Here is a 21070-nt window from a genome sequence, read left to right as displayed (position 1 = left end):
CTGGGTGACCGAAATCTGATCAGCACCGGAGACAGGTGTAAACGAATTGCCCGTTTTCGCCAGCACCACCACGATTTGGCAAGAATGGGCACACACTCAGGTCTGCTACACCGGCCGCTCCTTCTGCAGAAGCTGACTAGCTCATGAGCTGCTGGAGGCGGTCGGCGCTGGTGGTGTCTGCTGGGAGGAAGGTTTCGATTGCGAGGCTGGCGGCGGTTACTTCCAGTGGGGCGCCGATGGTGGCGATCAGGGTGAAGAGGCGGACCGGGCCGAGGCGGGTTTTGAGGTCGAGGGTGACCATTGGCTGCTGGGCCGCGGCCGTGGGCGGGGCGTCAGGTAGGTACGGCTCGACCTCGTCCAGGAGCTCGGCCAGTGCGTCGTCGGCGGTGTCGCGGCTCCGGCGTTTCAGTTGGTGGATGAGCGGGAGACTGCACGCGGCCGTCATCGACGAGATGCTCGGCAGGCCGCCGGGATGCACCGACAGACGCAGCATGTTCATCGGCGGCTTCAGCAAGTCAGGCGCCACGCCGGCCCACAGCAGCGACGCCGCCGCGTTCGCGTCGATCAGGTTCCACAGGCCGTCGACGATCAGCGCCGGGTTGGGCAGGTGAGCGTCCAGCAGCCGACGGAGCGATTCCCGCAATGGCAACATCGCCTCGGAGTTGTACGGCTGATCGAGATAGAGCGGCGCGAACCCGCCCGCCAGCAGCAGCCGGTTACGTTCACCGATCGGCAGGTCGAGATGGTTCGAAAGATGAACCAGCAGCTGACGACTCGGCTGCGCACGACCGGTCTCCACGAAGCTCAGATGCTTCGTCGAAACCTCGGCCTCGAGCGCCAACTCCAGCTGACTGAGTCGCCGAAGGACGCGCCAGAACCGCAGCAGTTCACCAACGGTCTGCGGCTCATCCAGGACTGTCATAACAACCTCAGGGTACGGCGCGAGGTGGCAACCAGCCATTAACAAGGAGGTAATTGAACCTCTCCCCCGGCGCCCCGGATCGTTGACGACATGAACCCCACATACACAGCAGTAGCAACCTCATCCGGCCGCGAGTCCCGCGCCGTCACCGCCGACGGGCAGCTCGACGTACACCTCGCCTTCCCCAAGGAAATGGGCGGAACCGGCGACGGTCTCAACCCCGAACAGCTCTTCGCCGCCGGCTGGGCGGCCTGTTTCTCCACGACGCTCGGCCTCATCGCCAAGGACCGCGGCCTGGACGCCAAGGACGTCGCCGTCACCGCGGAGGTGAGTCTCGTCCCGGCGCCCGGAAGATTCGACCTGGCCGCCGTACTGCGGGTCGAGCTACCGGATCATCTGCACGGTGAACCCGGCAAGAAGTTGCTTGAGGCAACGCATGCCACCTGCCCCTACTCGCGGGCCGTCCAAGGGAACATCTCGGTGGAGGTTATCGCCGAGTGACTCCGTGACCGGTCAGGATCTCGTGCAGGAGGTCGTGGCCCTGGGTGAAGTCCCACAGCTCGGCGTGGAGGCCGGCGGTACGGGCGCCGGTGATGTTCCGGGAGGTGTCATCGATGAACAGGATCGTCGACGGGTCGGCGCCGATGCGTTCCGCGGCTCGGGTGAAGAAGGCCGGGTCCGGCTTGGCCACGCCGAGGTCGTACGAGTAGCAGCTGACGTCGAACAGAGCGTCGTACCCGAGGACCGTCCGCATGTGCTCGCCCCGGTAGCACTCCTGGTTGGTGCCGAGATGTACGCCATACCCGCTGCTCTTCAACGCTCGTACGATCTCCAGCGACTCCTCGATCAGCACGATGTTCTTCCACACCGCGTCGTACACCTCGGTCGCCGGCGTGCTCACGCCGTACCGCACCAACGACGCCTCGAGCACCGGCAGGTAGTCACCCTCCCCCGCCAGCATCGGCAGCTCGTCGGACCACGTCTCGTGCAGGAAGTCCCGCGCCCGTTCCCCGACGTACGGCTCCATCGCCGCATACCAACCACCCGGCAGATCCTGCAGCACCCCATCCGCGTCGAACAACACATGCCGCACCACGGATTCAGCCATGCGAGCGATTCTGCACGAGTTTCACCTGGTGAGCATCGGGGTCTCGCAACCACGCGAACCGCAGCCGATTGTCCGTGGAGTCAACAGGCGGTACGACGGACGTACCGCCGGCTGCCACCGCGTGGTCGTAGAAGGTGTCGACGTTGTCGCACCAGAAGACGATCTCGGTGGACGGCGTGCCGGATGGGGCGACACCGAGGTTGACGAGATCGTTGGCGACCTCGGCCGAGGTGAGGCCGATGCGGATGCCGGCGGCCTCGACCTCGACGTGCTGGATCGGGCCGGATGCCGGTGCCCAGAACGCTTCGGTCAGACCGAGGCGCTCGTAGAACGCCAAGCAGGCATCCACATCGGCGCAGAACAGATTGACCTGGACCTGAGCGATCATGCGGACGAGCTTAGGCCGGGACCAGCTCTGCTTCCTCTGTCGGCTGAGGTGCTTCCTCCACCGGGGCACCCGCTTCGGAAGCGGCGTCCTGTTGCTCGGGGTCGCCGTAGATGGCGGTGAGGTAGATCCTCGGCATCAGGCACATGGTGATCAGGACGGGTCCTGCAGGATGCCGAGGATGTTGCCGTCGGGGTCGGTCAGCGTGGCGACCAGGCGCCCACCGCCGACGTCCTTCGGGGCGTCCTTCAGGGTGCCGCCGGCGGCGGTGATCTCGGCGATCTTCGCCTCGATGTCGGTGACGTGCCAGTACGCCGTCGGCGAGGTCATGTCGCTGTTCGGGACCAGGCCGATCTGCTGACCCTCGGCCTCGAACCCGACGTAGTACGGCGAGTCGGCCATCGGCTCGAGACCGAGCAGCGCGGCGTACACCGGCTTGGCCTTCTCGAGGTCGGTGACCGGGTGCAGGATCGTCTTGACGCCTTGCGTGGAAGTCATTTCAGCATCTCCAAACTCGGGTTTCGCTTACTGACTGTCACGTTAGTCGGGCCGACTCGCCGGTGCTTCTCGATTCCTGACCGGTTAGCTCACGTACTCCGCGAGATGCTTCCCGGTCAGCGTCTTCGGCTTCTTGATCAGCTCCGCCGGAGTGCCTTCGAAGACGATCTTGCCGCCGTCGTGGCCGGCACCCGGGCCGAGGTCGATGATCCAGTCGGCGTGCGCCATGACGGCCTGGTGGTGCTCGATGACGATGACCGATTTGCCGCCGTCGACGAGGCGATCCAGCAGCCCGAGCAGCTGCTCGACGTCCGCGAGGTGGAGACCGGTGGTCGGCTCGTCGAGGACGTAGATCCCGCCCTTCTCCCCCATGTGCGTCGCCAGCTTCAGCCGCTGCCGCTCACCGCCGGACAGTGTCGTCAACGGCTGGCCCAGCGAGACGTACCCGAGTCCGACGTCCGCCAGCCGCGCCAGGATCGCCGAAGCGGCCGGAGTCCGAGCGTCACCCTCCGTGAAGAACGGCAACGCTTCCGCCACCGGCATCGCGAGCACCTCCGCGATGTTCTTCCCGCCGAACGTGTACTCCAGCACGGCGGCCTGGAACCGCTTCCCCTCGCACTCCTCGCACGGCGACTCGACCGTCGCCATCACACCGAGCTCGGTGTAGATCACGCCCGCGCCCTTGCACGCCGGACACGCGCCCTCGGAGTTCGCGCTGAACAGCGCCGGCTTCACCCCGTTCGCCTTCGCGAACGCCTTCCGGATCGGGTCGAGCAGCCCGGTGTACGTAGCCGGGTTGCTCCGCCGGGACCCACGAATCGCACCCTGATCGATCGCGACCACACCTTCACGATCAGCGATCGACCCGCGGATCAGCGAACTCTTTCCCGACCCCGCCACGCCGGTCACCACAACCAGCACACCGAGCGGTACGTCGACATCCACGTCCTGCAGGTTGTTCGTCGAAGCCCCACGCACCTCAAGCGCGCCGGCCGCCGACCTGAACGACTCCTTCAGCGACGCCCGGTCGTCCAGGTGCCGACCAGTCAGCGTCCCGCTGGCACGAAGCTTGTCGAGCGTCCCCTCGAACACGACCTCACCACCACCGGAACCAGCGCCCGGCCCGAGGTCGATGACGTGGTCGGCGATCGCGATCGTCTCCGGCTTGTGCTCCACGACCAGCACCGTGTTGCCCTTGTCCCGCAACTGCAGCAGCAGGTCGTTCATCCGCTGGATGTCGTGCGGGTGCAGACCGATCGTCGGCTCGTCGAAGACGTACGTCACGTCGGTCAGCGACGACCCGAGGTGGCGGATCATCTTGGTCCGCTGAGCCTCACCGCCGGAGAGCGTGCCCGCGGGCCGCTCCAGCGACAGGTATCCGAGCCCGATGTTCACGAACGAGTCGAGCGCCTCGCCGAGCGCCTTCAGCAACGGCGCGACCGACGGCTCCTTCACGTCCCGGATCCACGCGGCCAGGTCGGTGATCTGCATCGCGCACAGGTCCGCGATGTTCTTGCCCTTGATCTTCGAGGACCGCGCCTCGGCGCCGAGCCTGGTCCCGTTGCAGTCGGGGCAGGTCGTGAACGTCACGGCACGCTCGACGAACGCGCGGATATGCGGCTGCATCGCGTCGACGTCCTTGGACAGGAACGACCGCTGGATCGCCGGGATGATCCCGTTGTAGGTGAGGTTGATGCCCTCGACCTTGATCTTGGTCGGCTCCCGATGGAGCAGGTCGTGCAGTTCCTTCTTGGTGTACTTCTTGATCGGCTTGTCCATGTTGAAGAAACCAGAGCCGCGGAAGATCCGCCCGTACCAGCCGTCCATGCTGTAGCCCGGGATCGTCAGCGCACCCTCGGCCAGCGATTTGTTCTCGTCGTACAGCGCGGTCAGGTCGAAGTCGGTGACCGAGCCCATGCCCTCACACCGCGGGCACATGCCGCCGGCGTACACCTGCTCGCGGACGACCTTCTTCTCGCCTGCGCCCTTGTCCGCGGTCATCGAACCGGTCGCGGTCCGCTTCGGCACGTTGAACGAGTACGCCGTCGGCGGGCCGACATGCGGTTTCGCGATCCGGCTGAACAGGATCCGGAGCATCGCGTTCGCGTCGGTCGCCGTACCGACCGTGGAGCGCGGGTTGGCGCCCATCCGCTCCTGGTCGACGAGGATCGCGGTGGTCAGACCGTCGAGTACGTCGACCTCGGGGCGGCCCAGCGTCGGCATGAAGCCCTGCACGAACGCGCTGTAGGTCTCGTTGATCAGCCGCTGCGACTCGGCCGCGATCGTGCCGAACACCAGCGAGCTCTTACCCGACCCGGACACGCCGGTGAACGCGGTCAGCCGGCGCTTCGGGATCTCGACGCTGACGTCCTTCAGGTTGTTCACCCGTGCGCCGGTGACCCGGATCATGTCGTGGCTGTCGGCAACGTGTTCGTCGCGGCTCATGGCTGTTCTCCCCAGGGTCGGTTCAGGAGGCTTGGTTGATACGGACGTGGTTCCCGGCCGGGTCCCGGAACGCGCAGTCGCGGACGCCGTACGGCTGGTCCATCGGCTCCTGGATGACCTCGGCGTCGGTGGCCTGCAACCGCTCGAACAGACCGTCGAGGTCGTCGGACTGCAGCACCACGGTGGCGTACGTGCCCTTCGCCATCATCTCGGCGATGGTACGGCGCTCGTCCTCGGTGAGCCCGGGATCGACGGCCGGCGGCGTGAGCACGATCGAGGTGTCCGGCTGCCCGGGCGGTCCAACCGTGATCCAGCGCATGCCCTCGTACCCGACGTCCAGCCGGACCTCGAAGCCGAGCAGGTCACGGTAGAAGCGGACGGACGCCTCGGGATCGGTGTGCGGCAGGAAGCTGGCGTGAATCTTGATCTCCATGGCGTCAAACTACGTGCCGGACGTGGGAGATGCTTCTCGATTCCTGATCGGTCGGGTCACCTGTTTCGCGACACACGACGGGATGCCGAGGGTGGCGTCGCCCGCGCGGTCCTTGTAGACGCTCGGCGGCATACCGACCAGCTCGGCGAAGCGGGTGCTGAACGTGCCCAGCGACTGGCAGCCGACCGCGAAGCAGACGTCGGTGACGCTCATCCCGCCGCGCCGCAGCAGCATCATCGCCCGCTCGATCCGCCGCGTCATCAGATACCCGTACGGCGACTCTCCGTAAGCACGCTTGAACTCGCGGCTCAGATGCCCCGAGGACATGTGGGCACCACGGGCCAGCGCGTCGACATCCAGCGGCTGCGCGTAATCCCGGTCGATCCGGTCCTTGACACGCCGCAGCCGCGCCAGATCCGCGAGGCGCTGCTCATCCGTCGTACCACTACTCACGGTGTAGATCCTGCCAGGTCAGGCAACCGAAGTCACCCGCCGCGCTACCGCGTCATCGGCGCGGCGCCGGTCTCCTTCACCGCAGAAGCAGCCGCAGCCGCGCCACCGCTCGCCGCCCGGGCGCCCGCGCCGTCGGTCCGCTCGCCCGCCGCCGCCACCCGCGGCGCAGCCTGAGCCCCGAGGGCTTGCTCGACAGTCCGCGCGAGCTCCTTGTCCGGGCGTGCCGCGATGCCCGCGTTCACCGCTTTCACACCGGCGTCGGCCGTCGCGTAGCCGAGGCGGTAGGCGAAGTTCTCGTCGGCGACGGCTTCGCTGCCGGCTACCTGGCCATCGGCGTACCGACCGTCGAGCAGTTGCCGGCTCATCGCGTTGCGTACGTCGCTGACCAGGTCGGGGTCGGGGTGATGCCAGCGTTCGCCGTGCTCACCAGGATCGGCGGAGGTGACGATCGAGGTGGCCGCTGTCTCGAGCGTCCGGTCGATGTCCCCGCGCGCCATGTGCATCCGGACGTTCGGTAGGAACTCGGTGTTGTCGATGTGATAGCCCATCCGGCCGTTCTCGATGTACTCCTCGGCGAGCCGCTGGGCGAACCCGTCGGAGAGGTTGCCGAGCGGGCCTGACGGCAGGTTGGCCCAGCGCTCGTTGTTGTTCCCGCGCAATCCCATCGCCGCCGCGGCACTGGCGTTCATCACGGCATCGGACCAGTTGACCTCGCGACCGTCCTGCTCGAAGGCACGAAGCTGCATCGTGGCTCCGGTGGCATCGAGGGCCCGGCGCCACCAGGCGTCGTCGGACGGATTGCGGTACGAGCCTGGCTCGACGTACTGCTGTGACATCGGCGTCCTTCACGTAGTTCCAGATCGGCGACGACAAGATGTCACAGCAGTGGGTCAGCGGCCGGTCGTCCCGTCCACCTGTTCGCGGATGATGTCGGCATGGCCCGCGTGACGGGCGGTTTCGTTGATGACGGCGAGGACGGCCCAGCGGAGATTGTGGGTCTTCCCGTTGCGCGTAACCGGGATCTCGGGGTCGCCGAGTTTGGCGATGATCTCGTTGGAGGTGGCGCAGGCGGCCTTGTAGTCGGCGCGGAGCGTCTTGAGCGACACCTCGGGATCGACCTGCATGGAGCGCTTGCCGCGCGATGCCTTACCGCCGGCGGCGATCTCCTCGATCCACAGCGACTCGACGAACGTCAGGTGCTGGATCAGCCCGGCCACGTTGGTCCCGGAGTCGACCGTACTGCGGCGCGCGTCCGCCTCGCTCAGGCCGGCCAGCTTCTTGAGTACGCCGGCCCGCAGCCCGTCGAGGGTCTCCACCAACTGTTCGAGTTCAGTCATGTCCTACATGGTCCGATCGTCGCGACCAGACCATGATGATCCGACATCGGCACCTTGAACCAGCCCGTGTCGTCCGAGCACCAGCCGGGCTTCACGAACAGGTGGTCGATCCGGACGAACAGCGCCGCCCACCGGCCGATCTGCGACGGCCGGCCCCACCCGTTCAGCATCGCGTCCGTCATCGGGTCGGCCAGCGCGCGGTAGTCGCGACCGCGGTCGGTCGTGTTCATGTCGCCAGAGATCACCACGGGGTGGTCGTCGCGCGTCGCGCGCAGGGCGATCTGCTCGATCAGCCGGTGATGATTCGCGACCGTCGTCTCGTACGGAACCGTGTCTGCGGGCGCGTCCCACGACGAACCGCCGGACGTGTACCAAGGCTTCGGCACATGGACGGCGATCAGATCGAAGTCACCCGACGGTGCATGGACCCGGAGCATGTACCCCGGCAGATCCGGCCCGGGCTGCTCGAGCACCGTCAACGGCCACCGGCTGAAAACACCGACTGCCGGACCGTTCCAGTACGCCACGTGCTCCGGGTACGCCTCGGACAACCGCTCGGTCAGCGGCTGCCCGATCTCCGAGATCACGAGTACGTCGGCCTTCTGCGCGATCAGATTGTCCGCGCCTTCGAGCTCCCCGGCGCCGATGTTCGCCGCGGCGAACCGCACACCGCGGCTCGGGTCGACCGTCCCCGAACCGTGCGGGACCCAGGGACCGACCGTACCGACGATCCCCACCAGCAGCGTCGACACGGCGAAAGCCACAGCGGCTCGGCGCCGACGTCCGAGCACACCGACCACCAGCGCTACGACCAGCGCGAGCATCGGCAGCAGGATCGCCAGCACATCGGTCACCACGCCGAGCCGGTCCCGGAGCAAGAACCATGCCCAAGGCAACAACCCGGCGATGACAATTCCGGTATAGCGCCCCATCCGAGACGGAGCACTCCCCACCCCTACCTCAGTCCCCTCCACCTCATCAGGCTATGTCACCGCACCTGAGAATCAGCTGGCCCAGTTCAGGTAGGCGACATTCGCAAGGAGCCAGCCGAAGCCGATGGCCTGCTGGCCGTCGCGTTCCGGAGTCGGCTGGTAGCGGTTGTACAGGGCGAGGCACTGGGCGTGGACCTGCGGGTCCCACGCGTTCGCCTGCATCCAGCGCGGCGCCTGCTGCGCGACCGACGGCGCGCCGACCGTGGTCCCGGCAACGGTGGTGTGGATGACGGGGAGCCCGTCGGCGTCCGTGGTCACCACGTTCTGGGTGAACGTCCGGGCGATCCGCGCCATGTCCTGCGCTGCGAACGCGAGCCGCGCCCGGTACGCCCGTACGGCGAACTCGACGTCGATCGCCCCGTGACTGATGTCCTCGAACTGGCGGGCCGGCCCACCGGACGGCGTGAAGATCGAGACATCGGTCTCGGGATCGCCGGTCTTCACGAACCCGTCGTAGATGTGACCGCCTGTCGGCCAGTAGTGCCAGAGGTACGCATCACCTGCGTCGACCGTGACCTGACCGGCCAGCATCCGGCCCATCGCGGCGACCTTCTTCCGGTACTCGCGGTCGCGTGTGGCCAGAGCGAGCTCGACCAGCGTCTGACCGAGACCGACCGATTGGTTGATCGGCTGCTCGCACCCGTCGTACGCGAGCGGCTGGCTCTTGGGCCAGATCAGGTACCCGCCGTCGCGGTACTCCCAGTCGTGGACCGCGACCGCCTCGCGGCAGGCGACGAGGTACTCGAGTGCCTTCCGCAGATACCGCCGGCGCAGGACCGGCGAGCCCAGCACGATCCGCGCGAAGCTCGCGATCGGGTACGTAATCATGCCGGTGTGGACGGCGAAGATCACCGGCTCGCAGTGCATCGTGTACGAACCGGGCTGGGGCACGTCGCCTGCTCGCGGAACTGCTCGCCGGTCGATGGCGGTCAGCTGCAGCGGTCCGGGAGCGGTCGCGTAGATCCGGCTGACCGCGTAGTCGGGGCTGGCCGGGTCGAGGGACAGGTCGGTGTGCGTGACTGTGCGGTTGTTGAAGGTGTTGACCAGCTGGACCGAGAACGTGTCCGGACGCGCCCCGGTGGTGACGGTGATCGTGGTGTCCTCGGCGTACGACAGGGCTTCGCGCAGATCGAGCAGCGGCTGACCGTTGCCGTCGGCAAGGGTTGCGTAGCCGGTGGTGTACGGGTGGTCCGCGCGCCAGGCGGGTAGCGACAGGCCGCGGTAGTCCTTGACGCCGCGCTTGTTGTCGCGGACCGCGAGGACCTGATCGGCGTTGTCGATCAGCCGGTCGAGGTAGTGCGTGTCGCGGTACTTCTCGTACATCCGGACCAGCCCGAGCAGCACGTACGACTGGCTCCAGGCGAGCATCCCCGAGCGGCCGTCGCGGTTGCTGTTGTCGTTCGGCTGGTCCGGCTGGCCGGGGCCGCCCTGCTGGAAGAGCCGATCCCAGTCGTCGAAGGTCTTCCGGGCGGTGTAGTCGATCTCATCGGCGTACGCCGGGATCGCGGTGAGCCCGGAGGCGGCGACAGCACTGGCTGCTGTCAGGCGGAGAACGGCACGACGGGACGGGCGGATGTCGGGCATGGCGGGCGGCCTCCAGCTGATGATGGGCGGTCAGCAGGGGACCTACATTCTCCCGCAGGGAATCGATTTACGGCAGGTCGAGTGCGAGTGGTAAATCGTTGAGGAACTCGACCGCGTCGAACATCGCACCGGCCGACGCGACCCCTGCCGATCGCGTGTCACCCGCAAGAATCCGCCGTACGGCGTTGACCGCCAGCGGCGCCGAGATCGCGTAGATGTCCTGCCCGCGCGCTGTCGCCCGACGCTCCTCGCCGCCGGTCCGGACCCGGACGTCCACGACGAACGTCTGGTCCGATCGGCCCGTGTCGTCGACCGCAACCGGCGCCGGAGTATTCGCGTCCATCAGATCGCCGGCCGCCTCGACCGTCATGTAGGTGCGAACCTCGGGTACGGCGAGGTGGCTCGGGATCGTGACGACATCGGCCATCGTGAACTCCGGGATCACCCGACGCCGGCCGAGCGGCTCCGGGAAGATCCATTCCTCCCGGACCGGCTTGTCGTCGTGGTACTGCAAGGCGCCGTCGGTGAACCGGAGCCTGCGGCCGTTGCGCCGATCGTGCGAGACCTGGCCGGCGGCGCGGGTACCGGGCGTCGGGTGCCAGCTGGTCAGTCCGTAGGCGACGTGCACCTCGTCGGCGCTCGTCCGCTCCCCCAGCGCCGCGGTCGTCAGCAAGTCGCCGAGGCCGCCGTAGAACGCCATCGCCGGCACGACCGGGGTATCGCTGTGCCTGGCGTACGTCGACACGTTGGCCTCGATCTCGGCCGCCACATCGACGTACGGGATCCCCGCGCGGATGGCTGCGTCGATCACCGGATCCGCGGTGGCGGCGAACGGACCGGCGCAATTGATCACCGCGGCGGCGTTCTTCAGCGCCTGATCGAGGGCTTGCGGATCGTCGACCGAGGCCGGGCGGATCTCCAGGTCCCAGAGCGCTTCGAGCGCGCTGGAATTCCGGCCGGAGGCGATGACCGGCAGACCTTGGCGTAGCAGTTCCTCGACGACGAATCGGCCGGTGTGACCGGTTGCTCCATAGACAACGACAGCGTTCATATGTCGAGTCTCGCCGGACCGGAGCGGCCATCGTGAGAGTCCGGAACGACACTGTTCGTACACTTTCGGACATGCACACTGTCGCGCTGGCCACCGCCGGCCACCTGCTGCACTTCGAGCTCGGCATCGCGTACGAGATCTTCGGCAACCCGCCACTCGGCGCCGACGAGTGGTACGACGTACGCCTGTGCGGCCCGGGATCGGTCCGCGTCGGCCCGTTCACCGTCGAACCTGACGACGGCCTGGACTACCTCGCCCACGCAGACACCGTGATCGTCCCGGCCCTCGCGGACGTCGACGAGCCGCTATCACCCGAGCTGGTCGCCGCCGTCCTGGCGGCCTACGAGTCCGGGGCAAGAATCGCGTCGCTCTGCACGGGCGCATTCGTCCTCGGCGCGGCCGGTCTGCTGGACGGCCGGCGAGCGACGACCCACTGGGGGCATGCGGACGCCCTCGCCGCCCGATATCCACAGGCGACGGTCGACCCCGACGTCCTCTACACCGACAACGGCAACATCCTCACCGCGGCCGGCAAAGCGGCCGCGGTCGACCTGTGCCTCCATCTCGTCCACCTCGACCACGGCGCGACGGTCGCGAACACGGTCGCCCGGCGTCTCGTCGTACCGCCGCATCGCGCCGGTGGACAGGCTCAGTTCGTGTCGACGCCGGTCCCGGTCAGCGGCGCTCACACCCTCGCGGAGCTGCTCGCCTGGGTGCAGGAGCGGCTGGACCAGCCGTTGACGGTCACCGACCTGGCCCGGCGCGCGAACACCAGCCCTCGCCACCTCGGCCGGCAGTTCCGTGCGGTGACCGGGCAGACGCCGCTGCAATGGCTCCTCACCCAACGAGTCCGCCGCGCCCAGCAGTTGCTCGAGGCCACTAACCACAGCATCGAATCGGTCGCCACAGCGACCGGCCTGGGCACCGCCACCACGCTTCGCCGCCAGTTCAAACGCGTGGTCGGCATCCCGCCCAACACCTACAGGAGCTCTTTCCGCAGCCCGTAAGGTGATCGCCATGGACGGGAACCGGCAGCTCGCGGAGCTGCGGGAGCTGATCGTCGGTGCGGTCGGGCACGAGAGCGCGATCGACGGGTTGTTGCTGTCGGTTGTCGAGGCGCCCACGCCGCCGACGGCCGGGCTCGCGTCGCCGACGTTCGCACTGGTCGCGCAGGGGCGGAAGCGGCTGGCGCTCGGGGAGCAGGTGTTTGAGTACGGCGCCGGCGACTACGTGATCGTCTCCGTGGACCTGCCGGTGACAGGACACTTCGTCGAGGCCTCGAAGGACGCCCCGTGCCTCGGCGTCGGGCTTGAGCTGCGACCGGAGCAGATCGCCTCGCTGCTCCTCGACGCGACCGAGAAGCCCGGTGCGGCCGTCCGCGGACTCACCATCGACCATGCGCCGGCCGAGCTGGTCGACGCGATGATCCGCCTGCTCCGACTGGTCCACCAGCCCGACGACGCGCCCGTACTCGCGCCGCTCGTCCAACGCGAGATCCTCTGGCGGTTGCTGCGCAGCCCACAAGGCGCGGCTGTCCGCGAGATCGGGCTCGCCGACAGCAGCCTGTCGCACGTCGCCCGGGTCATCGGCTGGATCCGCAAGCACTACACCGAGCCGTTCCGGATCGAGGATCTGGCGTCGATGGCCGGCATGAGTACGTCGGCGTTCCACCGGCACTTCCGTACCGTCACCGAGCTGACCCCGATCCAGTTCCAGAAGAAGATCCGGCTGCACGAGGCGCGGCTGCGAGTGGTCGGGCTCGGCGAGGACGTGACGAGCGCCGGGTACGCCGTGGGCTACGACAGCCCGTCCCAGTTCAGCCGCGAGTACCGCCGCGAGTTCGGTACGCCGCCGTCTCGCGATCGAGCAGGATCGTGCAAGCCGGCGGGACAATTGGTCTAACGGCATCGCCGTCCCAGCACGTCTACTGGAGTCGTACCTGTTACTGACCTGGTAGGAGTTGTGCACGATTATGCAAGTAGCTGTGATCACCGGCGGAAGTTCCGGCATCGGCCAGGGCGCGGCCTTCGAGATCGCCAAACGCGGTACGGCCGTCGTCGTCACCTACCACGGCAGCCGCGAACGCGGTCTCGACACGGTCGAGCGGATCGAGAAGGACGGCGGTACGGCGGTTGCGCTGCCGCTGGACGTGTCGCTGCCGGAGACGTTCGCGGAGTTCCGGGCCGCGCTGACCGGCGTACTGAAGGAATGGGACCGGACGACGTTCGACTTCCTCGTCAGCAACGCCGGGGTCGGGCAGCCTCCGGTGATGTTCGAGGAGACGACCGAGGAGCTCTTCGACCAGATGGTCAATGTCCATCTCAAGGGCCCGTACTTCCTCACCCAGACGCTCCTCCCACTGATCGCCGACAACGGTTCGATCGTCTATACGACCAGCTCGTCCGCTCTCCAATCGTCGCGGCCCTCACCCGGGTATTCGGTCTACGCGAGCGTGAAGGGCGCGCAGATCGTGCTCACCCGGTACCTCGCGAAGGAGCTGAGCGTCCGCGGGATCCGGGTCAACGCCGTCGCTCCTGGCGTCACCCGGACCCGCCTCGGCGGCGACGCGTTCTCCGAGCATCCCGAGTGGATTCCCCCGATCGCGGAGCGGACGGCGCTCGGCCGGATCGGTGAATCCGAGGATCTCGGCAAAGTCATCGCGTTCCTCGGTTCGCCCGACTCGGGCTGGATCACCGCGCAGACCGTCGAGGCCTCGGGCGGCTACGAGCTCTGAGTCCAGGCGTCTCCCCAGCTCGTGCTGCGGGCGGCACGGTATGAGTCGGAAGACTTCGGCACGACCAGTTGCTGGGCGGCGCCGGCCGACGTACAGAGCTCCAGTACGACCTGTCCTTTCGGTCTGCCCGGTCTGCGGATCACCCGCGCCGGCGCAGGCCGGACCGGGGCGCGTGTTGCGACGAGGTAGCTGAATCGCTCTTCCTCGTAGTTGCGGGTGCCGTCCTTCAGCATGCGGTGCAGCTCGGTACGGGGTAGGCGGGCGGCGAAGTGGCACCAATCCGTTGGGCACTCGCCTTGATGCGGGCACGGAGCCGCGATCGTGAAGCCGTGGTCGATCAACTGATCACGAGCTTGCAGCGTACGGCGGTGGCCGTGCGGCGTGCCTGGTTCGACGATGACGAGCGTGACCGCCGATGCTGCTGCGGACTCGACCAAGGCGTGACGGGCGTCGTCGGTCAGCTCGTTCAGCACATAGCCGATGGTGATGAGATCGGCGGACCCGCTCCAGTGGCGGAGGTCGGCGGAGGTCCACCGCCAGCTGTTGCCTGTGGCAAGTTGTTTGCCGAGAGCGATGGCGGCCGGATGGCGTTCGACGATCTCGGTGGCGATGGTCGGCCAGAGGGACGTGGCGGCCCAGGCGGCGGCGCCGGTTCCGCCGCCGAGGTCGAGGTGGGTGGTGAACGATGCGTCGACGTGACGCTCGGCCGCCGACAGTGCGGCGCACAGCGCGCGGAAGGTCGCCGGCATGCGGATGACGGCGTACGCGAGCGCATCGAGGTGATCGCGCATCCCGGGAGCAGTGTCGTCGACCTGCTCGGCGCGGTAGCGGTGTGAGAGCGCGGCGATTCGGCGGCGTAGTTCGTGGTGCGGTACGCCGTCGACTGCGCGTGCGAGGGCAGCATGAAGTTGTGTGTCCATGGCGGACATGCGGAAGCTCCGGTTCGGTCGGCACGGAGTACGCGCTGAGCCAACTCAGCGCACACGTGATCCGCGGCCAGACGCCGCGACGCACCAACCGGTCCGGAGAAGAAGAGCTGTCAGAAGGCAGCAGAGGAGGGGATGGCGCGGAACCGGATAACCTTGCAAGCCATCATGCACCTCCTCGGATTGACGCCGACGGTAGCAGAGCTGGCCTCAGTCCGCGGCCTATTTATCGGCCGTCCGAAGTACACAGACACACCTTGTTGCCCTGCGGGTCCGCGAGCACGATGAACGCCGGCGCCTCGTCGTCGTACGCGACTGTGCCGCCGGCGGCGAGGCCGGCCTTGATGCGATCCGGGACGACCTCGGCCGGCAGCCAAAGATCCAGGTGGAACCGTTGCCGTGGTGTCGCGTGCGGAGAGGTCCCCTGGAACCAGACATTCGGGATCCGGCCGGTCGGGTCGAGGATGTCGTTGCCCTGGAACGAGTCTGCCGTGCCGGTCAGCACCGCGGCCCAGAACGGACCGATCTCGGGGAGATCCGCGGTGTCCAGCGCGATCTCCAGCTGCGCCACGGCCGTCGGGTCGGCCGTCAGTCCGTGCTCGGCCGCGATCGCGCTGATCTGCTGCGCGACCGCTTCGTCCCGGCTGGACACGTCCACGAACGTCGCGCCGAGCCGCAACTCCGGCACCACCTCGGCCGACGAGCACGCCTCGCCGACGGCTTGCACGAACCGCGCTCCTTCGGCCAACGAGGAAGTCACGAACCTCGCCTGCTGCGCTTGAACCATCTTCCGCCAGTCCGCAAGAACCATGTTGTTCACCCACGCAGTATGGCGAGATCGCGCTCGGCGTACATCCGGTGATGCCACTCCTCACCCAGAATGCAGCCGAGGCACCGGCTGACCTCGAAGCTCTCGGACTCCGGATAGCCCGGCTCGATCACCGGCACGGTCATCTCGCTCAGCCGCTCATCGGTCAAACCGGCGAACACCTCCCGCACGGTCCCCATCCGATCGGCCCGCAACGCAAGCACCTCGTCGAGCGACGGCCGTACGGCGCGATCGCGCGGAACCCCCGGTACGTCGGACATCTCGTCGTGCGGCAGATCCAGCGGGTCCCAGGGAGCCGGATCGCCCAGCACAGCACGCCGCACCCAGGCATCCGTTGCGAAGACCAGGTGCCGCTGCGTCTCGATGAACGACCACTCGCCGTCGACGGACTCGTGCAGCAGCTCCTCCGGCATCGCCCGGGCCCGCTCGACGGTCTCGGCCCACAACCGCTCGAGCAGCTCCCACGCCTCGCGGTACCCGTCCGCGTCTTTCGGGCTCATCTTCGCCCGATCCGGGTACCGGCGGTTGAGCTCGGCATCGATCAGCGGTACGACGTCCACGCCCCACACCCGCAGGTTGTCGATATCCCCGTCGATCGACACATCCACCACCCGGGCCGCGCGGATCGTCACCCCGGTCAGGTCGACCTTGTCGAACACCGCGTCGCGAAGCCGCACGTCCTCGAACCGCGCCCCGCTCAGATCCTGCTCCTTGAACTCAGCCACCCGCCCACCTTCCCGCGAGCGCGGCACGGACGACAAGACGTCCGATGTGACCAGGTCCGTGATAGACCTGCTGGCGATCACCGCCTTCTGATCGGAACGGAGCGGCATGTACCGCAGGCTCGTGCTCAAGTTGTCCGGGCAGGCGATTGCCGGCCCCGACGAGTTCGGATTCAACAGCGATCGGCTCACGCATCTCGCGAACGAGGTGATCGCGTTGCGTGCCACCGGCGTACAAGTCGCGGTGGTGGTCGGCGGCGGGAACGTGTTCCGCGGGAACCGGGCCGACGACTGGGGTATCGACCGGGTCGAGGCGGACAACATCGGCATGCTCGGCACCGTGATCAACGCGGTCCTGCTGCGCGGGCGACTGGCTGCGCTCGGGGCACACGGCGTACGGCTGATGACGGCGATCCCAATCGACAACCTCGCCGAGCCGTACATCCGGCTCCGCGCACTCCGGCACCTGGAGAAGGGCTCGATCGTCCTGCTTGCGTGCGGCAACGGGCAGCCGTTCACCACCACCGACTACCCCTCCGTCCAGCGGGCCGTGGAACTGGAAGCCGACGCGCTCCTCGTCGCGAAGAACGGCACGGACGGCGTGTACGACGCCGACCCGAACAAGAACCCCGACGCGAAGCGCTTCGACCACCTCACCTACACCGAGGTCATCGACCGCGGCCTAGGGGTGATGGACCAGTCCGCCTTCATCCTCGCCCGCGACCACCACCTCCCCCTCCACGTCTTCGACATCGACCGCACCGGCGCCGCTTCCGCCATCGTCAACGGCACCCCGGTCGGTACGACCATCATCTGACGGAGGTTGTAGCAGCGCGCTAAATGGTTTGTCGCGGTCCGGCCTGAGTTGGTGTACTCGAACGCGTACGAGCAGGTGCCTAGTAAGGAGTCCGTCATGCGACCTCGCTTCATGTCTGTTGCTGATCGGACTGTCACCTGTTCAAAGGACATGAAGCTGCGTGGAAGTACTGAATCTTGGGATCCTGGCGCATGTTGACGCCGGAAAGACCAGCCTGACCGAGCGGCTGCTGTACACCGCCGGAGTCATCGACGAGGTCGGAAGCGTCGACGACGGCAACACCCAGACCGACTCACTCGCGCTCGAACGGCAGCGCGGGATCACGATCAAATCCGCGGTCGTCTCGTTCGCGATCGGCGACGTGACGGTCAACCTGATCGACACCCCGGGCCACCCGGACTTCATCGCCGAGGTGGAGCGCGCGCTGAGCGTGCTCGACGGCGCGGTCCTGGTGATCTCGGCCGTCGAGGGCGTCCAGGCGCAGACCCGCGTCCTGATGCGGACGCTCCAGCGGCTGCGCATCCCGACGCTGATCTTCGTCAACAAGCTCGACCGACCGGGTGCGCAGTACGACGGCGTGCTGCGTCAGATCGCGACGAAGCTGACGCCGGCGATCGTCCCGATGGGCGAGGCGACCCACCTCGGCACCCCCGAGGCGGCGTTCAAGCCGATCGTGCAGGAGGACGCCCTCCTCGAGGTCCTCACCGAGCAGGACGACGACCTGTTGGAGCGGTACGTCGACGGCGAGCCGCTCGCGCTGCACGAGGCGTTCACGGCCCAGACCCACCAGGCGCGCGTGCACCCGGTGTACTTCGGGTCCGCGATCACTGGCGCCGGTACGGAAGCCCTCACCGACGGCATCCGCGACCTACTCCCCCGCGCCCGCACTGACGGCAGCCAGCTCGACGGCTCCGTCTTCAAGGTCGAGCGCGGACCGGCCGGCGAGAAGATCGCGTATGTCCGGATGTTCTCGGGTACGGCGCACGTCCGCGACCGGATCCGCTTCGGCGAGAGCGACGCGAAGATCACCGCATTGCACGTCATCGGTGAAGGCCAGGCGAACGCCGTACCGGCAGGTCGGATCGGCAAGTTCTGGGGCCTGGCCGACGTCCAGATCGGTGACCGCATCACCGCGACCGACGACCCCGAGCCGCGGACGACCACGGCCTTCTTCGCGCCGCCGACCCTCGAGACCGTGATCTCGGCGCGGAAGCCGTCCGACAAGGGCAATCTGCGCGTCGCGCTGACCCAGCTCGCCGAGCAGGACCCGCTGATCAACCTGCGCCAGGACGACCTGCGCCAGGAGACCTATGTGTCGCTGTACGGCGAGGTGCAGAAGGAGGTCATCGAGACGACGCTGGCGACCGAGTTCGGGCTCGAGGTCGACTTCCGCGAGACGACCACGATCTGCATCGAGCGGGTCGTCGGCACCGGCGCGGCGGTCGAGTTCAACAAGAAGGACGCGAACCCGTTCCTGGCCACGATCGGCCTGCGCGTCGAACCGGCACCGGTCAACGCCGGCGTCAGTTTCGAACTCGAGGTCGAGCTCGGCTCGATGCCGTACGCGTTCATCAAGGCCGTCGAGGAGACGGTCCGCGAGACGCTGCACCAAGGCGTCCACGGCTGGCAGATCCCCGACGCGCACGTCGTGATGACGCACTCGGGGTACTCCGCCCGCCAGAGCCACGCGCACGCGGTGTTCGACAAGAGCATGTCCAGCACGGCCGGCGACTTCCGCAACCTCACCCCGCTGGTCCTGATGACGGCCCTTCAGGAAGCACGTACGACGGTGCACGAGCCGATGCACCATTTCCAGCTGGAGCTCCCGACCGACACCACGCGTGCCGTCCTCGCGGCTCTCGCTCGTCTGCGGGCGATCCCGCAGGTCCCGGCGCTCGCCGCGGAAACCTCAACCCTGGAAGGAGAAATCCCCGCGGCCGCCGTGTACGAGCTCGAGCAACAACTTCCTGCCCTCACCCGCGGCGAAGGCGTCCTGGAGTCGGCGTTCGAGCGATACCACCCCGTCACCGGCCCGATCCCGGAACGCCCGCGCACCGACCACGACCCGCTCCACCGCCGCGAGTACCTGCTGCACATTCAGCGCCGGGTATAGGTGCCGTGCACAACGGTCGCGCCGAGATCGTCGTCCTCGACGATCTCGGCGTCCAGACCGTGCTCGACCATCACGTCCAGCGCGACCGGCGCCTGGCGTTCACTCGTCTCGACGAAGAAGTGACCGCCCGGCGCCAGCCAATCCGTCGCCTCAGCTGCCACCCTCCGGAAGACCGCGAGCCCGTCCGACCCGCCGTCCAACGTGACGTGCGGTTCATACAACCGCGCTTCGGGCGGCAGCAGCCGAATCTCATCCGTCGGCACGTACGGAACATTCGACAGCAGTACGTCGACCCGCCCGCGCAACCGCTCCGGCAACGCGGCGTACAGGTCGCCCTGATACACCGTCCCGCCGAACGGCAGCAGGTTGCGCCGCGCGCACTCGATCGCAGCCGTCTCGATGTCCGCGGCGTACAACGTCACCTCACGCTGAGCCGCGACCGCCGCGCCGACAGCGCCCGTGCCACAGGCCAGATCCACCACGACCGCTCCCGCAGCCGTGACCCGCAACGCCTCCGCGACCAAGAACTCCGTACGGCGGCGCGGGATGAACACCCCGTTGTCGACCGCGATCCGCAACCCGCAGAACGACGCCCAGCCGACGACGTACTCCAACGGCAGCCCGGCGACCCGCTGGTCGACCATGGCCGCGAGCTCGGCCTCGTCCCGGGCGGACTCGGCGATCAGCGCCGCCTCGTCCTCGGCGAACACAGATCCCGACGCACGCAGTCGCTCAACAACAGTGGTCACAGCACAGTTCTATCCGAAAGCGTTCACGCCCGTGAGCTCAGCCGAGACCGTCCACAGCCGCGCCGCCGATGCCGGGTCGATCGCATACGGCCGTACGCCGGGAGCGTCGTCGGTCGACACCTCCGCGATCTCGCAGTCCTCGCAGAACACGCCGCCCAGCCCGTCGAGCTGCGGCGAGGTCGCGGCCCAGACCTGTGTCGCGGCACCCTGCGCCGGGCTCTTGAACGCCGTGCTGAGCGGATTGCCGTCCTCGTCGATCCAGCCGAAGTCGACCATCTCTTGCTTCTCGAGGTGCCGCTGCAACGGCGTCAGGATCCCGCCCGGGTGCAGCGCGAACGCCCGCACGCCGGAATCCTTGCCGAGGGCATCGAGCTGGACCGCGAACAGCACGTTGGCCGTCTTCGCCTGCCCGTACGCCTGCCACTTGTCGTACCCCTGCCGGAACTCCAGGTCGTCCCAGCGAATGTCCGACCGACGGTGCCCGGTCGACGAGACCGATACGACCCGCGCGCCGCCGTCGGCCACGAGCGACGGCCACAACCGGTTCACCAGCGCGAAGTGCCCCAGGTGGTTGGTCGCGAACTGCGCCTCCCAGCCCGGACCGACCCGCGTCTCCGGAGCAGCCATGATCGCCGCGTTGTCGATCATGATGTCCACCGACCGCCCCGACGCGAGGAACCGGTCCGCGAACGCCTGCACGCTGTCCAGGTCGCCAAGATCCAGCTCGTCGATCTCGACATCATCGACTCCGGCCAGCGCTTCCCGCGCCGCATCCGGACGACGGGCCGGTACGACGACATGTGCGCCGGCCTTGGTCAGCGCCTTGGTGGTCTCCAGACCGAGACCGGAGTATCCGCCGGTGACGATCGCCAGCTTGCCGGTCAGGTCGATCCCGGCGAGGACCTCGTCCGCGGTGCTGTCGTGCCCGAAACCCGAGCCGATCTTGTGTTGTCCACTCATGGTGAGCAGCCT

At 67.7% G+C, this 21070-nt stretch carries 24 protein-coding genes; 6 read left to right on the top strand and 18 right to left on the bottom strand.

Annotated features, from left to right (window positions below; translation table 11 throughout):
• Positions 1-136 precede the first annotated feature (136 nt).
• Positions 137-922 carry a helix-turn-helix domain-containing protein gene (locus ACFWUU_RS14205; RefSeq protein WP_380175711.1) on the bottom strand — a complete coding sequence of 262 codons (786 nt, stop codon included), beginning with the start codon at positions 920-922 and terminating at the stop codon, positions 137-139.
• A gap of 90 nt (positions 923-1012) precedes the next feature.
• Between ACFWUU_RS14205 and ACFWUU_RS14200 the strand changes: the two genes are divergently transcribed.
• The gene (locus ACFWUU_RS14200; protein WP_380175709.1) at positions 1013-1423 is read left to right on the top strand and encodes an Ohr family peroxiredoxin; all 411 of its coding nucleotides are present in this window, start codon (positions 1013-1015) and stop codon (positions 1421-1423) included.
• On the opposite strand, the gene ACFWUU_RS14195 is transcribed toward ACFWUU_RS14200, so the two are convergent.
• From ACFWUU_RS14195 to ACFWUU_RS14140, 12 genes are all read right to left on the bottom strand, one after another.
• Positions 1410-2030, bottom strand: coding sequence for an HAD family hydrolase (locus tag ACFWUU_RS14195; protein ID WP_380175707.1), 621 nt, complete (start codon positions 2028-2030; stop codon positions 1410-1412). The two genes, ACFWUU_RS14200 and ACFWUU_RS14195, sit on opposite strands and share 14 nt — an antisense overlap.
• Positions 2023-2418 (bottom strand): VOC family protein, encoded by a 396-nt coding sequence (locus ACFWUU_RS14190; protein WP_380175705.1) that lies wholly within the window; start codon positions 2416-2418, stop codon positions 2023-2025. Before ACFWUU_RS14190 ends, ACFWUU_RS14195 begins: the two co-directional genes overlap by 8 nt.
• A 10-nt stretch (positions 2419-2428) precedes the next feature.
• The gene (locus tag ACFWUU_RS14185) at positions 2429-2554 is read right to left on the bottom strand and encodes a hypothetical protein (RefSeq protein WP_267901755.1); all 126 of its coding nucleotides are present in this window, start codon (positions 2552-2554) and stop codon (positions 2429-2431) included.
• A 14-nt stretch (positions 2555-2568) separates the two neighbouring features.
• On the bottom strand, positions 2569-2913 hold the full coding sequence (locus ACFWUU_RS14180) for a VOC family protein (RefSeq protein ID WP_328999780.1): 345 nt from the start codon (positions 2911-2913) through the stop codon (positions 2569-2571).
• 84 nt (positions 2914-2997) lie between these two features.
• Entirely contained in the window at positions 2998-5358 is a 2361-nt protein-coding gene (locus tag ACFWUU_RS14175) for an ATP-binding cassette domain-containing protein (protein WP_380175703.1), read from the bottom strand.
• 22 nt (positions 5359-5380) lie between these two features.
• Complete coding sequence (locus ACFWUU_RS14170) at positions 5381-5791, bottom strand: VOC family protein (protein ID WP_137255369.1); 411 nt, start codon at positions 5789-5791, stop codon at positions 5381-5383.
• 9 nt (positions 5792-5800) lie between these two features.
• A complete protein-coding gene (locus ACFWUU_RS14165; protein WP_380175701.1) occupies positions 5801-6244 on the bottom strand; it encodes a helix-turn-helix transcriptional regulator in 444 nt (147 codons plus the stop codon).
• Positions 6245-6288: 44 nt separating this feature from the next.
• Positions 6289-7080, bottom strand: a complete 792-nt coding sequence (locus ACFWUU_RS14160) for a hypothetical protein (RefSeq protein ID WP_380175699.1) — start codon at positions 7078-7080, stop codon at positions 6289-6291.
• A 54-nt stretch (positions 7081-7134) separates the two neighbouring features.
• Positions 7135-7581, bottom strand: coding sequence for a DinB family protein (locus tag ACFWUU_RS14155; RefSeq protein WP_380175697.1), 447 nt, complete (start codon positions 7579-7581; stop codon positions 7135-7137).
• Positions 7578-8513, bottom strand: a complete 936-nt coding sequence (locus ACFWUU_RS14150) for an endonuclease/exonuclease/phosphatase family protein (protein ID WP_380175695.1) — start codon at positions 8511-8513, stop codon at positions 7578-7580. Before ACFWUU_RS14150 ends, ACFWUU_RS14155 begins: the two co-directional genes overlap by 4 nt.
• 72 nt (positions 8514-8585) lie before the next feature.
• Positions 8586-10157: a hypothetical protein gene (locus ACFWUU_RS14145; RefSeq protein ID WP_380175693.1), complete on the bottom strand. Its 1572-nt coding sequence runs from the start codon at positions 10155-10157 to the stop codon at positions 8586-8588.
• 67 nt (positions 10158-10224) lie between these two features.
• Positions 10225-11208, bottom strand: coding sequence for a saccharopine dehydrogenase family protein (locus tag ACFWUU_RS14140; protein WP_380175691.1), 984 nt, complete (start codon positions 11206-11208; stop codon positions 10225-10227).
• Positions 11209-11279: 71 nt separating this feature from the next.
• On the opposite strand from ACFWUU_RS14140, the gene ACFWUU_RS14135 reads away from it, so the two are divergent.
• From ACFWUU_RS14135 to ACFWUU_RS14125, 3 genes are all read left to right on the top strand, one after another.
• Positions 11280-12215: a helix-turn-helix domain-containing protein gene (locus tag ACFWUU_RS14135; RefSeq protein ID WP_380175689.1), complete on the top strand. Its 936-nt coding sequence runs from the start codon at positions 11280-11282 to the stop codon at positions 12213-12215.
• Positions 12216-12225: 10 nt separating this feature from the next.
• Positions 12226-13110: an AraC family transcriptional regulator N-terminal domain-containing protein gene (locus ACFWUU_RS14130; RefSeq protein WP_380175687.1), complete on the top strand. Its 885-nt coding sequence runs from the start codon at positions 12226-12228 to the stop codon at positions 13108-13110.
• A 70-nt stretch (positions 13111-13180) separates the two neighbouring features.
• Entirely contained in the window at positions 13181-13942 is a 762-nt protein-coding gene (locus ACFWUU_RS14125) for an SDR family NAD(P)-dependent oxidoreductase (RefSeq protein ID WP_380175685.1), read from the top strand.
• Here ACFWUU_RS14125 and ACFWUU_RS14120 read toward each other — a convergent pair.
• The 3 genes from ACFWUU_RS14120 to ACFWUU_RS14110 form a co-directional block, all read right to left on the bottom strand.
• A complete protein-coding gene (locus tag ACFWUU_RS14120) occupies positions 13930-14862 on the bottom strand; it encodes a small ribosomal subunit Rsm22 family protein (RefSeq protein ID WP_380175684.1) in 933 nt (310 codons plus the stop codon). The two genes, ACFWUU_RS14125 and ACFWUU_RS14120, sit on opposite strands and share 13 nt — an antisense overlap.
• Before the next feature lie 232 nt (positions 14863-15094).
• Positions 15095-15679, bottom strand: a complete 585-nt coding sequence (locus ACFWUU_RS14115; RefSeq protein WP_380176851.1) for a VOC family protein — start codon at positions 15677-15679, stop codon at positions 15095-15097.
• 5 nt (positions 15680-15684) lie between these two features.
• Complete coding sequence (locus ACFWUU_RS14110; protein WP_380175682.1) at positions 15685-16422, bottom strand: DinB family protein; 738 nt, start codon at positions 16420-16422, stop codon at positions 15685-15687.
• Positions 16423-16528: 106 nt separating this feature from the next.
• On the opposite strand from ACFWUU_RS14110, the gene pyrH reads away from it, so the two are divergent.
• On the top strand, positions 16529-17236 hold the full coding sequence (gene pyrH, locus ACFWUU_RS14105) for a UMP kinase (protein WP_137255381.1): 708 nt from the start codon (positions 16529-16531) through the stop codon (positions 17234-17236).
• A 160-nt stretch (positions 17237-17396) separates the two neighbouring features.
• Positions 17397-19349, top strand: a complete 1953-nt coding sequence (locus ACFWUU_RS14100; protein WP_380175680.1) for a GTP-binding protein — start codon at positions 17397-17399, stop codon at positions 19347-19349.
• Here the strand turns inward: ACFWUU_RS14100 and ACFWUU_RS14095 are convergent.
• Positions 19334-20098: a putative protein N(5)-glutamine methyltransferase gene (locus ACFWUU_RS14095; RefSeq protein WP_380175678.1), complete on the bottom strand. Its 765-nt coding sequence runs from the start codon at positions 20096-20098 to the stop codon at positions 19334-19336. The genes ACFWUU_RS14100 and ACFWUU_RS14095 overlap by 16 nt on opposite strands.
• A gap of 9 nt (positions 20099-20107) precedes the next feature.
• Positions 20108-21058, bottom strand: coding sequence for an SDR family NAD(P)-dependent oxidoreductase (locus tag ACFWUU_RS14090; protein ID WP_380175676.1), 951 nt, complete (start codon positions 21056-21058; stop codon positions 20108-20110).
• Positions 21059-21070: the final 12 nt, after the last annotated feature.

Source organism: Kribbella sp. NPDC058693 (assembly GCF_042715335.1).
GTDB lineage: Bacteria > Actinomycetota > Actinomycetes > Propionibacteriales > Kribbellaceae > Kribbella > Kribbella jiaozuonensis.
This window is presented reverse-complemented; position numbering and strand designations above follow the sequence as displayed.